Source organism: Ruminococcus sp. 5_1_39BFAA (assembly GCF_964240875.1).
In the GTDB taxonomy this organism is placed as follows: Bacteria; Bacillota; Clostridia; order Lachnospirales; family Lachnospiraceae; genus Blautia_A.
The window spans coordinates 40976-54870 of the sequence record NZ_CAXSVO010000007.1 but is presented as its reverse complement, the minus strand read 5'-3'; the positions used below and the strand labels follow the sequence as shown (position 1 = coordinate 54870).

Annotated in this window: 12 protein-coding genes; all 12 read right to left on the bottom strand. The window is 45.4% G+C overall.

Going from position 1 to position 13895, the window contains the following annotated elements:
• Nucleotides 1–23: 23 nt before the first annotated feature.
• Genes ACESZH_RS09915 through ACESZH_RS09860 form a run of 12 tightly spaced genes read right to left on the bottom strand, consistent with a single transcriptional unit; the run spans nt 24 to nt 13874 of the window.
• On the bottom strand, nt 24–902 hold the full coding sequence (locus tag ACESZH_RS09915; RefSeq protein ID WP_373215280.1) for an RluA family pseudouridine synthase: 879 nt from the start codon (nt 900–902) through the stop codon (nt 24–26).
• Nucleotides 883–2583 carry a CDP-glycerol glycerophosphotransferase family protein gene (locus tag ACESZH_RS09910; RefSeq protein ID WP_373219894.1) on the bottom strand — a complete coding sequence of 567 codons (1701 nt, stop codon included), beginning with the start codon at nt 2581–2583 and terminating at the stop codon, nt 883–885. The genes ACESZH_RS09915 and ACESZH_RS09910 overlap by 20 nt, the downstream gene beginning before the upstream one ends.
• Nucleotides 2584–2593: 10 nt before the next feature.
• Nucleotides 2594–4882 (bottom strand): CDP-glycerol glycerophosphotransferase family protein, encoded by a 2289-nt coding sequence (locus ACESZH_RS09905; protein WP_373215285.1) that lies wholly within the window; start codon nt 4880–4882, stop codon nt 2594–2596.
• Nucleotides 4883–4910: 28 nt separating this feature from the next.
• Entirely contained in the window at nt 4911–6101 is a 1191-nt protein-coding gene (locus ACESZH_RS09900) for a glycosyltransferase (RefSeq protein ID WP_373215287.1), read from the bottom strand.
• A 31-nt stretch (nt 6102–6132) separates the two neighbouring features.
• A complete protein-coding gene (locus ACESZH_RS09895; RefSeq protein ID WP_373215289.1) occupies nt 6133–7398 on the bottom strand; it encodes a CDP-glycerol glycerophosphotransferase family protein in 1266 nt (421 codons plus the stop codon).
• A 13-nt stretch (nt 7399–7411) separates the two neighbouring features.
• Nucleotides 7412–7828: an adenylyltransferase/cytidyltransferase family protein gene (locus ACESZH_RS09890; RefSeq protein ID WP_373215291.1), complete on the bottom strand. Its 417-nt coding sequence runs from the start codon at nt 7826–7828 to the stop codon at nt 7412–7414.
• 14 nt (nt 7829–7842) lie between these two features.
• Nucleotides 7843–9117 carry a CDP-glycerol glycerophosphotransferase family protein gene (locus tag ACESZH_RS09885; RefSeq protein WP_373215293.1) on the bottom strand — a complete coding sequence of 425 codons (1275 nt, stop codon included), beginning with the start codon at nt 9115–9117 and terminating at the stop codon, nt 7843–7845.
• Entirely contained in the window at nt 9114–10109 is a 996-nt protein-coding gene (locus ACESZH_RS09880; RefSeq protein WP_373215294.1) for a Stealth CR1 domain-containing protein, read from the bottom strand. Before ACESZH_RS09880 ends, ACESZH_RS09885 begins: the two co-directional genes overlap by 4 nt.
• A gap of 1 nt (nt 10110) precedes the next feature.
• Nucleotides 10111–11208 carry a glycosyltransferase family 1 protein gene (locus ACESZH_RS09875; protein ID WP_373215296.1) on the bottom strand — a complete coding sequence of 366 codons (1098 nt, stop codon included), beginning with the start codon at nt 11206–11208 and terminating at the stop codon, nt 10111–10113.
• A gap of 10 nt (nt 11209–11218) precedes the next feature.
• Entirely contained in the window at nt 11219–12316 is a 1098-nt protein-coding gene (locus tag ACESZH_RS09870) for an acyltransferase (RefSeq protein WP_373215297.1), read from the bottom strand.
• A 31-nt stretch (nt 12317–12347) separates the two neighbouring features.
• Complete coding sequence (locus ACESZH_RS09865) at nt 12348–13085, bottom strand: ABC transporter ATP-binding protein (RefSeq protein ID WP_373215298.1); 738 nt, start codon at nt 13083–13085, stop codon at nt 12348–12350.
• Between the two features lie 12 nt (nt 13086–13097).
• Nucleotides 13098–13874 carry an ABC transporter permease gene (locus ACESZH_RS09860; RefSeq protein WP_373215299.1) on the bottom strand — a complete coding sequence of 259 codons (777 nt, stop codon included), beginning with the start codon at nt 13872–13874 and terminating at the stop codon, nt 13098–13100.
• Between the last annotated feature and the right edge of the window lie 21 nt (nt 13875–13895).

Genomic DNA, 13895 nt, shown 5'->3' with positions numbered 1-13895 from the left:
CTCATCCTTCCTCTCATAAGTCCTTACCCAAGTTCCATAAAATCTGCGCTTGCTTCAACCGCAACGTGTTCCCCCGTAAAGGGGTGTGTCAGCCTTACTTTTCCCGCATGAAGGCAAAGTCTTGATGCCTTATCCCGGACTCCGTAAATGCTGTCTCCCAGAACCGGATTTCCCAGGCTTGCCATATGCACTCGGATCTGATGCGTCCTGCCTGTTTTCAGAGAGAACTCCACTATTGAAATCAGCCCTCCCTCAAACACAGTCTCCTTCAGGACACGGTAGCAAGTCACGGCCTCCATGCCCGCCGTGCAGACCTGCATTTTATTCTTTTCTCCCGGTACCTTGCACATGCGCTTATCAATGATCCCTTCCTGCTGCGGCAGCCTTCCGTGAACAGCGGCATAGTAGGTCTTTGCAAGCTCGCCCCTGCTCCGCTGCTTCCACAGCCTGGACGCCGTCATCTGGTCCTTTACAAACACCACGATTCCCGACGTGTCCTTGTCAAGGCGGCCGATCTGACGGATCGGAAATTCCTCTCCCCTCTCCCTGCACCATGCCAGAACAAAGGTACCCAGATTGTCATGATAATGTCCCCGCCCGGGATGACAGGACAACCCGGAGGGCTTGTCCACAATGAGAAGGCAATCATCCTCATAAAGAACCGATGGTACGAAACTGCTCTTTGCCTGCGCCATCCCCTTCTCTTCCCTGAAATGCAGAGCTATTGTCTGACCGGAACGGACATGCTCACTGATCCTGCACTTCACTCCGTCCAACGTAATTCCATCTGCAATAAATTTCTGGCGGCTGATCTCCTTTTTGGAAAAACCCGCCGCCTTTAATATCTCTCCCAGAGATTTCCCCTCATCTCCGGCTGTTATTTTATACTTCCACTGTCTCACAGACATTTACCCCATAAGCCTTGCAAATATCACTCAGTACATCATGGTCCAGTCTGGAATCCCCCAAATAGCCGGATAATCTTCCGTAGAATGTCCATGCAGAGGGGAGAAGATACAAGCCCTGACGAACAAACTCATCCAACACCACTGCATCCGGCAAAAAGGAGGTATAACCGGCAGCGTTCATTCCAAGCACATAAATGCTATGTTCTTTGCCAAGGGCTTTTAACGCCTCCTTCCGTTTCTCATCCGGAAGCATATCGCCATTTACGAGGAAGCCGCCCTCTGAGGGAAGCTGCACAAGCTTCATACCCGTTTTCCCATCCTCATTCTGCCATTTGTCACAGATCAGATAGGGATTTCCGTTAAACTGCACGGTCTCCGGCACATCCGATGGCTTTTCTGATACGAATACAGGAAGCCGCATAGCCCGTATCCGGTTTTCCATTCCATAATCAGCCAGGCTCACGCTGCCTGACGGAGCATAAATACGGTCAAATACCGTTACTCCCACACGCCATTTGGATGGATGCTTTTCCCGGATATAGGCCAGGAAATCAAGATCCACAAGAACCTTTGTCTTTGCCCCCAGACCTGCAGCCATATAATATTGAAGATAGCCCATACTGCCAAGAAGCAAGCATACATCCCAAAAGCCCGTTCCCAGCGCACGGCCCCACTCCCGTTCCACCAAGCTGTTTACATACCGCCGCACTTCTCCATACTTCACGTACACATCCGGATTCTTTTCGATGATCCTGTAATTCCGGTAATCCTCCTCATTCATGACCATACGGCCCCGGTACATCACCTTTGCCATGTTCCCGGGAACAGAGACAGCAAAATCCCTGAAGGCCCCCGGTTCATTTACCCAGGCGCTCATCACCGCCACATCATACCGGCTTCTGTCGATTTCCCTCAGAAATCTGCGGATAACAAGCTTTTGTTCGCGCTCTGCCTTCCAGCTTGTAAGCACCAGAAGCTTTTTCTTTCCCGGCTCTCTAAAGGTAAGACGTTCCACTTTTCCTGTTATTCCCTCTGCCTTTTTTCCCAGGATGATCTCTCCTATTTCGCCTGCATCCTCCTCCGGCTCTTTGCTTACCAGGATGACTCCGTCATAGACCTTTCCAATTCCTGTTTTTTCTGTCCATAGCTTCTCTGCTTCTTCCGGGGAAACTGCATAGGAAAAATCTGTCTTCAGCATTTCACGGGCCAGCACCGAAATTCCTTCGGTGGTATCAAGGCTTTCCGCCTCATATGCGCCGGACATGGTATTAAAATAAATCTGCTCCTTTCGTTTCACAAAAGCCAGAGGCAGAGACATACTGCTGATGATATATTTGGAACAGGCCAGCGCCTCCCAATACTGAGGAGTATCCTGTTTCACACCCATACTTCCGGGGAGCTTCACACCGCTCTTTGCCATGCAGATACAGGTATATTCCCTTCCGTAGGTATGCTGCACATAGTCCAGGATTTTTTTCGGCAAACTCCATTCTGCGCCCTTATTTTCCCATAAAAAGAAAATCTGATTTTCCTTCACCGGTTTATCCAGATATCCAGCGTACTCATATTTCGGCTCCAGATCCTTTTTATTTTCAGCCACATATTTCATGGCCTGACGGCTGGCAGCTTCATATTCCTCTATATTTTCTCTCAGAAGCTTTTCTATCTCACTCATCTTGGCTCCCTCATCCTCTCACATCAAACAGGCTCTCAAATTCCAGGCAGAGCTTTCTGTTATACTCCTCCGGTTCAAAAGCGTATTCTATTTCTGTCACACAGTCCTCACGAAGAAGCTTCATACCAAGTGCCTTTGCTTCCATTACAGAAAGGCTTGTCTCCTTCTGTCCCGGTGCGCAGACAAAATTGCCGCACATCTGCATGAACGCAAAAGGTCTCTCCTGTTTTCCCAGAAGGAGTACAGCCCCTTCCAGATGCTTTTCTACGATCATCTTTTCCAGACGCTTTTTCTGATTTTTTTCTTCCATGATATACAACCGTGCGCGGCTGTTCTTCTGCAGCACATGGACAAATCCGTTCATCACTGCTTCGCATTCTGAGCCTCCCATGCACACAAAGCCTGTTTCTTCCGGATCCGGAGGCGCAATGGTTTCCAGATTCCAGACCGTAGGATTGGTTCCATCTATCTCTGCAATGTAATAGCTATCTTTCTCCGAAACGATCACCGGCTGGGCGGAAAGCTGCTCCCGTATCCGCCATGTATCCACCAAAAGCTTATCAAAGCTGCATACCCTGGTCTTTTCCATATGTGAAAAAATCCTGGAAAACAGCAAAGATTTTCCGGTCAGATCTACGGCATAGTCAAACTCTGCTTCACCAAAAAGCCTGCGGATCTCCCTTTTATAAAGTTTTACCGGCTCCTGTACCTCCGGATCACCATCCACTGCCATCATATGATATGCTTTTTCCTGCGGCATGGCATTAAAGGGCTGCCCACGGTAAAGCACACGAAGCTGGCCGGGCAGGCTTTTCAATTTCCGCTCAGACTTTTCATCTCCCTCGCCTCCTGCAAGGAGGGTGACATCAAATTTTTCATAATCCAGGTATCCTGCCAGCGCCATAACAGAGTAAGTAATGTCCTCGTCCAGAAAATCTCCGGCATATAAAAGCACCTTCTTTTTATGTGTATCCCTGCATCTCACCTCAGCAGTGGACTCCTTTCCCCGGAAAACCGCATCAACCACACGGGCGCATACATCCCCGTCATCCTTCGGACATGCCCAGCTTGCTTCCTCCCTGTATTTATTCCAGTGAGGCTCCATAGCCTTCTGCGGGTCCTTTACAAGCTCTGCCAGCTCCTCATAGCTTTTTGCAATAGGCCCCGGCAGCTTGTCAATGCCAAAATAAAGCCCCCTGTATCCCAGATATTCATCCAGATCCGGGATAAAGAACAGAATTGGCTTTCCGGATACCAGATAATCAAAGTAAATACTGGAATAATCAGAAATCAGGATGTCTGTCACAGATAAAAGCTCATTTGTGTCCACTGTCGCAGGAATAAACTGTCCGGTAATCCCCTGGGTGTTTTTAATGTGGTAATACACGATCTGATGAGGCTTTACAAATACCTGATACTGACTGGTATCCACATTTTCTTCAATCGTATGGATGATCTTATAATATGCTTCCAAGCTGGTATCCGGGCTGGAATACTTGCTGCCCTTCCAGGTTGGCGCATACAGAATGATCTTTTTATCCGGTGCAACTGAGACTCCAAAGGCTTCCAGCTTCTTCACAATATCCTCTCGGTTCGTGTGGAAATAGCTGTCATTTCTGGGCTGTCCTTCCTCCAGAATGGTTCCCTCATAAAGCCCTTCCATCTTAAATGCCCTTTTATAAATCTCCGTCATGAAGCTGTTGGGAGAGATAAGATAGTCTGCTGCCAGCAGATTTTTTGCCGAATTTCCTGCGCTTATGTTGCCTGCAGGGATGTCAAATCCAAGGGTCTTTAACGGAATTCCATGCCAGGTATCTACATACACCTGATCCCTTCGCTTTGTAAAATATCCCGGAAAGCTTACATTATTTACCAGATATTTGGCTGTGGCCAGATATTCTCTGTATTCCAGGGATTGATATTGAATAAACTTTACGTTCTCATAATCCCTGTAAAGAACGATCTGCTCCCGGTTGTCGTCAAAATCGTCAATGACCCAGACGTGAAGAAACTCTTTAAAATCCGCCTGGGTCAGTAAATACTTAAAAATGGCATGAGGGCTGCAGGTCATGCCTCTGCCCCCAAATGCCTCATATAATATACAATTTTCTTTTATGGCGCTGTTCTCCCAAAAATCTGCATACTGCGCCCGCAGATCCTCGTTTAGGTTAAAACGGCGCTCCTCCTGAGCTGTTTTTAAGGCAGCCGCAAGCTTTTCCTCACTGCTTTTTACAGGCTCCGCTGTTTCCTTTTTTCCTTTCCCAAACAGGTTTTTGATACTTTTTAAACTAATCTTCATGGGCTTCTCCTTTTATCAGCCAGCCTGCTTATTTCTGTGTCAGACGGCTGAATAAACCGTTCCAATCCTTTACCGCATGTTCGATAGCAAAATCCCCTGATTTTTCTATGGCATTAGCAGACATCTGCTTTCTCAGTTCATCATCGTGAGCCAGTTTTAACATCGCCTGGGTAAATTTGTGGGTGTCAAACGCCTCCGGAAGAAAACCTGTCTTTTCATCATCAATGATCAGATCCATGGCTCCCATATGGTAAGCAATGACCGGAAGTCCAAACTCAAACGCTTCCATGATAACCATTGGCCAGCCCTCCCAGCGTGAAGGAAGAAGAAAAACTGAGGAACCCAGATAATACTTCTCCGGCTCATTGGTGTAGCCGATAAAATGAACTCTCTTATCCAGACCGCGCTTCTTTGCATCTGCCACAATACTGTCAAACAAATCGCCTGCGCCGATTATATCAAGCTCCCACTCATCGTCCTCTTTACAAAATTCCTCAAAGGAATCCAGCATAAGATCCAGACCTTTTGCGTATACGAATCTGGTAGCCATCAGAAAACGCTTTGAGCTGACATCACATTTCTTTTCGCTGACAAAGCTTCGCGGATTGATCTTCACCTCTGTATCAATGCCAAGCTTTTCTTTATAATCCCGCTTGTCGTAGTCACTGAGCACAATATATCTTCCAAGCTTAGGAAGGTATTCCTGAAGGAGGCATTCCTGCTTCCAGAAAACCACCTTCGGTACATGGATATATCCGTCATAGCAGTTGTGCTGCCAGCCTATAGTCTTTGCTGATAGCTCCGGCGCCAGCATTCCCAGACGAAGGCTCAGGGCTGCCGTTGTGATAATGATATCGTAATCCTGTTCATTTAGGTAGGCAACCCATTTTTCCCTTGTTTTTTTCGGAAAAATTGCCTCTGCCAACAGGGAATTGAAACACTTTTTATTAAAAATACCGTATCTCTCATTTAATTTCTTAACGAGAAAACGGAAACATAAAGCGGGTGTGTGGTGGCGGTTTACAAACATGTCATTGTCAATAAAATCCACCTTAATATCCTCGCTTAAGTGATACATGTTCCTGTCTTCCCGGAAGCGGTCCTCATAAGTCATGATAGTAACATCATGCTCCTTCACCAGCTCGTTTGCAAGGAGGGTCACCACTCGCTTGGTTCCTCCCAGATCAAAGATTTTTGTTACCCAAATACATATTTTCATAGTCGTGGTATCCTTTTTTCCGGAGTGAGATTTATTTTGTAATATGGAAGTAATCCAGCACTCTCTGACAGTAATTATCACATACATTGTGAGTCTTTTCTCTTACTGCCCTGCGCTGTTTGCAATACTCATCCTTACCGTTTTTCACATTCAGCACAAACTGTTCAAACTGCTCCATATTGTATACATGTTCGCCCGGCATATATTCCAGCGGATCATCAAATACCCATCCTCTTGACTCTGTGTATGCCTCATAATCATCCAGCGTAAAGCAAAGAGGTCTGTCCAGCAGCAGGTAATCGATCGCCACGGAAGAATAATCGGAAACAAGGGCATCCGCACAGTTGATAAACTCATAGAGCTGAAGGCCGTTTTCGTCCAGATCCTTATTTTCCAGATAAACAATATTGGTCAGTACATTCTCCCCGAAATCGTAAGGAATCTGCAGATAATGCTTCTTGATCACAACCAGCATATGATTGTCACGGCAGAAATTGTTAAATGCCAGAAGCTTCTCCTTATTTTCCAGGATCGGGATGTTAAACTCATTATTCAGCGTCTCTTCGTTAAGGCGTTCGCTGGTTGCGTGTCTGTAGGTGGGCATCCATAAGATCAGTTTCTCGCTGTCTGCTGCTTTTAACAGCCGTTCCTTATAAGCCCTGGCAGTATCGCTGCCGCGAAGCATCATATCGTAACGAGGATACCCCAAGGGCAGAAGCTTCTTGGAGCTGCAGCCGAAAAATTCCTTTTTCGTCTCAATGAACACATCTCCCGGAACAAGGCAATAATCGAAGAAAACCTTTCGGTTGTTCTTGTTTGCCTTATAGCCGCAGCCGTGCCACAGGTTTACAAACACCTGATTCTTTCTCGCCATTCCGATCCAGTTAAAAGCCTGGGTATAAAAGATGTAGCGGGATGTCAGGGCATAATGGTAAGCCTGAGCCCTTCGGATGGTCGTCCCTTTTTTGAAATTCCGGACAAATTTTACATTCTTTGCAGCATAGGCGGTGTACTTTTCCGGTTCGTGGACAAGCCATACAAGCTCATATTTTTCATTGTAGCCCTTTTCCACCAGATAATCAAAAAGCGCCCTGCTGTTATCCGTAAAATCATCGTTAGTCTCAAAAAGAATGCGGTTGTTCACAAGCCTTGGAGGGAATTTCCGCAGTCTTTTGATCTTCCATCTGTCATAAAGGGCATAGGTCACATAAGCGCACATCATAAGATACACGGCTGATATGCCATCCTCGGACCACATTTTTTTCAATTTCGCTATGATTCTTTTCGCTCTTTTCATATTCTCTTTTTCCTCAATAATGATTCAGCTTTTCTCTCAGCATAGTAGAAGAGGTATCCTTTGTATAGGGCAGGTACACAAGCTTTGATCCAAGTGCTGCCATCTCTTTTCCTGTCTGTTCCCAGCGCTCGTTCCCCTTCCAGTCATCTCCGATGTAAATTTCATCAAAGCGAAGCCTGTCCCATATCTCTCTTTTGTCCAGAGTGTTCGTGATGATCACCTCATCCACGTATTTGATGGCACGCACGATTTCCGCGCGCTCCTCCAGCGGCACGATGGGACGTTTGTGCTTGTAGCTCTCCACCAGCTCGTCCGTATTCACGCCGACAATCAGGTAATCGCACCGCCTTTTTGCATTTTTTATAAGATTCAGGTGACCAATATGAAACATATCATAGGTTCCCTGGGTATAACCAATCAGTTTTCCCATTTTATCCGCTCCTTTCACAGACCGAGCTGCTCTGCCAGACGCTTCCTGTAGTTATCCGTACAGCTGTGCATTTCCGGCAAAACCTGATGTCTTTCTTCTGCAAATAAATCCTCACCATCTCCCACATGGGCAAGAAAGGCTTTTAGCTGGGAAAAATCATATATTTTTTCTCCCGGCATATATTTTAACGGGTCTTCAAATACAAACCCTCTGGCATTCTTATACATTTCAAAATCTGTCAGCACAAACCCAATGGGTCTGTCCAGCAAAATATAATCCACCGCAATGGAAGAATAATCCGAAAGCAGTCCGTCGCACACGCCTACCAGGCGGTAAAGAAGCACATCCTTGCTCTCAAGAAGCTCCTCCGTCACATAGCGGATATTGGTAAAGCCCTCCTGACTGCCAGACCATCCGATCTGCAGGGGATGCTTTTTGATCATCAGCAAAATATTCTTGTCCCGGCAAAGGTCATCCAGCTTTTTCATATCGCCAGGACCTTCCACAGCCGGAAGCTCATAGGGAAGCTCGATGTCGTTTTCCCCATATCCTGTCAGGCTGCTTTTGCGGAAAGTAGGCATCCAGATCACTGCCTTTGTCTCCTCATCCTTCCAGCCAAACAGCTTGTCCAGAAGTTCTGTCTTATTATTATCCTTATCCAGCATCCAGTCATACCGCGGATATCCCAGCGGCAGGATTTTATCCTTTGGACACTGCCAGTATTCTGATTTTGTTTCTGCAAAAACAGGACCCGGCACCACTGCATAGTCAAAATAAGACATGGAATCACTGTGTGGGATATTTTTATTCGCACGGGTAGCGCCCTTGTAACCGCAGCCGTGCCACAGGTTTACCGTAACCTGACCCGGACAGTGATAGCGGTTCAGATCTGCGGAATTATTTGTATAAAAGAAATACTTAGCTGTTGCCCCGTAATAATAGGCACGAGGGCTGTTCCATCCATAACGGTTCTCCGCTGTCACAAATTTTACGTTTTTATATTTCCGGTATTTAAATTTCTTCTTCTCAGAAACCATGTAGATAATCTGATACTTTTCATTATACCCCTTTTCCACCAGATATTCAAACAAAGCTCTTGCATTGTCGGTAAAATCCTGCATTTCCCGGTTTTTGAACACGATTCGAGTTTCACATACACTGCGGTGATTTACCGTCCATTTTCCCACCAGGGGCAAGGAAACCTTTGAGAAAAAATGGCAGAAATAGTACATTCCCCCGTGAAAAAGACCCTCTTCCTTCAGTTTTTTCTTTATGGACTGTATGTTCATAGCTCAAACTCCGATTTCTCAGGAAGAATCTTCTCAAAGGCATCTATAACCTTTTGCTTCATCTCCCCGAAATTGTCAATAGAAGAATCATCGTTGATGCAAAGCATCTGGGGTGACTGCCTGCGAAGCGCCTCAAACATTGCCGCATCATCACGTCCAATGATGCAGAATTTCCCCACATTAGGTGACTGAGGCTCGTATTTTCCCTCCATATACTGCCAGTATTTCATCACATACTGGTTTACATCAAACACCGTGCGGAAACGGTTATGGCACAGCTCATCCAACAGCTCCTCTTCCTGTCTCCACACCTGCTCAAAGGTGCTTTTCAAAAAAGCACTTGGCATATGGGTATATTTAAAGCTGGAAAAATCACGATAAGGAAGCATCAGGACATTTCGGAGCACCATCTTGCCGTAGGCAGGGTGAAACCATTTCTTCCGGTTTTTCCGGATAACCTCACGCTTTTTATAGTGCATGTTTACAAGAGCGGCATCATTCATGAGAATATGGGCAAAAGGATTGTCAATGTCGTCCTGGACCAGTGCTGTCTCAATACAGCAGTCCCTGGGAAGACCGTTTTTAAAAAAATCCTCCTCTTTTACGTCATTGATCAAAAAGGTGTCATCATTAAAGAATACAAACTGCTCTGAAAGTCCCTGGATCCTGTGAAGATTCAGCTCAATGGAATTAATGTTAAAGGTGGGCAGATATTCTCTCTTTAAAAACTCCTCATGCCGCACAACGGTAAGCTTGGGATGGGCAGTATTCAGCCATTTTGGCAAATGGCCCCAGGTTACAAAATAAATCCTGTTGACCCATGGAGCAAATTTCTCCACCCCACGGAACCAGAACTGTAGGTTTTCCCAGTCACGGTAACGGCTTTCTCCACCGTCTGCCCCTTTTCCCGGCTGATACTGTCTCCGCTGCTGAAGCCATGCTTCGTCCGAGCCGTCCACCCAGGTAAGGACAAAATCAATCTTATTGTGCATCTTATTCCTCATACAGAGCTAAAAGCCGCCCTGCCTCTTTCTTTATGTCAAAATGGGCGTCAGCCAGCTTCTCTCTGATCACGCCCTCATCTTTTCTCTTTTCATTTTTATGCTTTAGTATCGTCTCTGCCCACAGGCTGTAAGGCACGTCAAGTGACAGTGACTCCACATGATCCTCCAATACCGCCGCTTCCCGGGTAATGGTATCGGATACCACACAGGACAGGCCGTTTGCCTGGGCTTCCAGCATGGTAAAGGGTAACCCTTCAAATAAGGACGGCAGTACGAACACATCAAAAGCAGAGAACAGCGCTTCCGTATCCTGTCTTATCCCTGCAAACACTACATTTGCCGCAAGACCTGATGCGCGGATTTTCTCCTCTGTCGACTCTCTCAGCCCCCCGTCTCCCACCAGACATAAGACCGCCTGGGAGTCCTGCTTTACAACCTCTCCGAAAATATGGATCAGGCCCTCATGGTTTTTCTGAAGGTCGAAACGCCCCACATGACCGATCACAAACTTGCCTTCCAATCCAAGCTCCTGCCTGATCTTGTCCCTCTTTTCAGAGGAAAAAACATACTTATCCACATCAATGGCATTGGAAACCAGCGTAACCTCTCCCTTTTCAAAGGAAGCATTCCCAAACAACCACCGTCCCGCCGCCTCGCCGCAGGCAAGCTTTAAGGTGGCATAGGTTGCGATCTTCCCACGGTTCCACCGATCCATCACTTTTCGCACCAGCCCGGGAGCCGAAGCATTATGGGAATGGGCAAATACTTTTTTTACCCCTGCTTCATGCGCCAGACGCAGAGGTACAATGTTAGCTGCAGAAAGCATATTCACATGCACCACGTCATATTTTTCGCGGTTTAAAAGCTGCCGCACCTGCTTCACATATCCAATATAATCTTTTTTTACATTAGGGACATAAAAAACCCTGCCGCCAAGGCTTTTTATCTCCTCCTCATATGCGATTTTTTCATACATACAGAGGAAATCAAAGGAAATCCCCTGTCTGGAAAGCTCCCGGTAATAATTCATCACAAAGGCTTCCATGCCTCCCGGGTTATTTCCCAGTCCCACCTGCAATATTTTCACAGAAAGATCCTCATTTCATCTTTTCTTTGCACAACTGAATCAGATTGTCATATCCGCTGTATTTTTTCAGAATATCTACTGCGTAGCTGATTACAAGGGAAATCAGAAGAATCACTAACGGTACCAAAAGAAAATGTCTTGCCGACCATACATATTCCTTCAAGTGATCTCTTACAAATGTATGGACAAGCCAGATGTTCATGGAATGTTTTCCCAGATACTGTAGTATCTTTTTGAAAAAAGTTATCCGAAATAAATATTCCTTACAGAACAGAATTACTCCTGTGGGTATCCATACAAACTGGTATTCCCAATACTGTGAGATTGGAACCCTTTTATAGCTCCAAAGTCCTGCCAATACCCATAATAAAAGTATGAAAAATCTGATTCCTTCATTTAATTTCTCATTCTTTACCACTTTCAGCATTTCAATCCGCTGAAATAAGCCGTATTCACAAAATACTGCTCCCAAAGCAAATACTGCCAGAAAAGAATAAGGCGATCTTCCGCCCAAAAAATCTATATCCAATACTCTGGGCAACAAAAAAATCAAAGCAATGCAGACAAAACCACCAAACCTTTTTATAACAGCAGCAAGTATAGGTAAGATTACAATAAATGTAACTGCAGCTCCCATATACCACCAGGAACCGTTCAAAGTCTTTCCGTCAAAAAGTCCGGACAACCCCAGGCAGTCTGAAAAAATCCCCAGAAAAACCTTTACTCTCGTATTTCCCCATCTTTCTATATTGATCCTGCCAGTTAACCCCAGCAAAATACAGGAGAGAAACGAGATGAACCAGAAGCCTGAAAGCGTGGAAAGCAAATGATGTTTTACCCATCCGGCATCCGATATTCTTAAGCTTTCCTGCTGATTTTTCCGGTAACTATATAAAAGTCCGTATCCTGACACAAAAGCGAAAATGCAGACACATATTTTACAATACAGACCTACCTGCAATATCTGCCCAGCACGAAATGGGGCAAATATCAACTCTGGGTGCGCTGCAATTCTTTCTTCTGAACGATAACAGTGATGAAAAATCATCAGCAAGATGGCAACACCTTTTAAAGCTGCAGAATCTTCCTTTTTTAACCCTTTCTCCATAATCCCTCCTACAGCATCCTGCTCCCATAGATCAGCCGATCATCTTATTATACTGTTCTGATATAGTATCAATATCTCCATAGGCGATCAACTGGCCTTTTTCCAGAATGACAGCCTTGTTGCAGAGACGCTTCACCTGATCAAGAGAATGTGATACAAACAGTACCGTCACACCGGAGTCAAACATACTCATGATCTTGTTTTCGCTCTTTTTGCGGAATTTGGCATCCCCTACGGAAAGTACCTCATCAAGGATCAGGATCTTCGGTTCCACCACTGTGGCAATGGAAAAACCAAGACGCGATTTCATACCAGAGGAATAATTCTTTACCGGTACGTCCATAAATTTCTGAAGCTCGGAAAAAGCGACGATCTCATCATACTTGTCCTCGATAAACTTTTTGGTGTAGCCCAGCATGGCTCCATACAAAAAGATGTTTTCGGTTCCTGTATACTGTGGATCAAAGCCTGCCCCCAGCTCCAGCAGCGGAACTGTTTTGCCGTATTTTGTAACTGTTCCCTCCGTAGGCTTGAACACGCCGGAAATAACCTTCAGAAGCGTACTTTTTCCTGCGCCGTTTAAACCCAGTATGCCTACCCGGTCTCCCTTTTCTACAGTAAAGCTAACATTTTTTAATGCCCAGAATTCATTATAATGAATTTCGCGCTTTATCATTTTAATAACATAATCCTTTAAGCTGTCGACCTTTTCCTTGCTTAAATTAAACTTCATGCTTACATCGTCAACGATTATGGCAGGTTTACTCATTTTTTTCTCCTATTAAATATAAAGGATAAAATTATCCTGTTTTTTCTTAAAGCAGATCAGTCCGATAATGGTGCACACTGCGCTGAATACCACTGCGTAAAGCAGGTACGGAAAGTACATGGGCTCTCCGAAAATAGCGGAGCGGAATAGCTGAATGATGCAGTACAGCGGATTGAATTTCAGAATCCATGACCAGCCGCTCTTTAACAGCTTACTTGGATAATAGAAAATCGCACAGGTATACATGATCAGCATCATCACTACGGACCAAAGGTATTCCATATCCCTGAAAAATACTCCGATGGTTGCCAGGATCATGCCGCAGCCGTAAGCAAGAAACAGCAGAAGGATCAGAGGCACCGGAGCCTGCAGGAGATAAATGGTAGGTTTCACTCCCAGTACAAGGCTTACCAGAGCCAGCACCACCATGGAAATAAGGAAAATAATGTAATTGAAAATTACATTTGACAGCGGGTACAGATATTTAGGCACGTAGACCTTTTTAATCATCGCTGAGTTGGAACGTATGGATTTCAATGCGCCCTTTGTGGCGGAAGCATAAAAGGAATAGAGCAGCCTTCCGGAAAGGATGTACACCGGAAAGGTCTTGTCTGTGTTTCCATACAGAGTTCCGAATACAATGGTCAGCACCACCATGGTCAGCAGAGGTTCCAGCATGGACCAGACGATTCCAAGATAGGAACGGCGGTACTTCAGTTTAATTCCTTTTTTTACCAGCTCACTTAACAAAAACTGGTATTGTCTGAAATTATCAAGATATTTTTTCATATTCACTCCATCGTCTGTTTT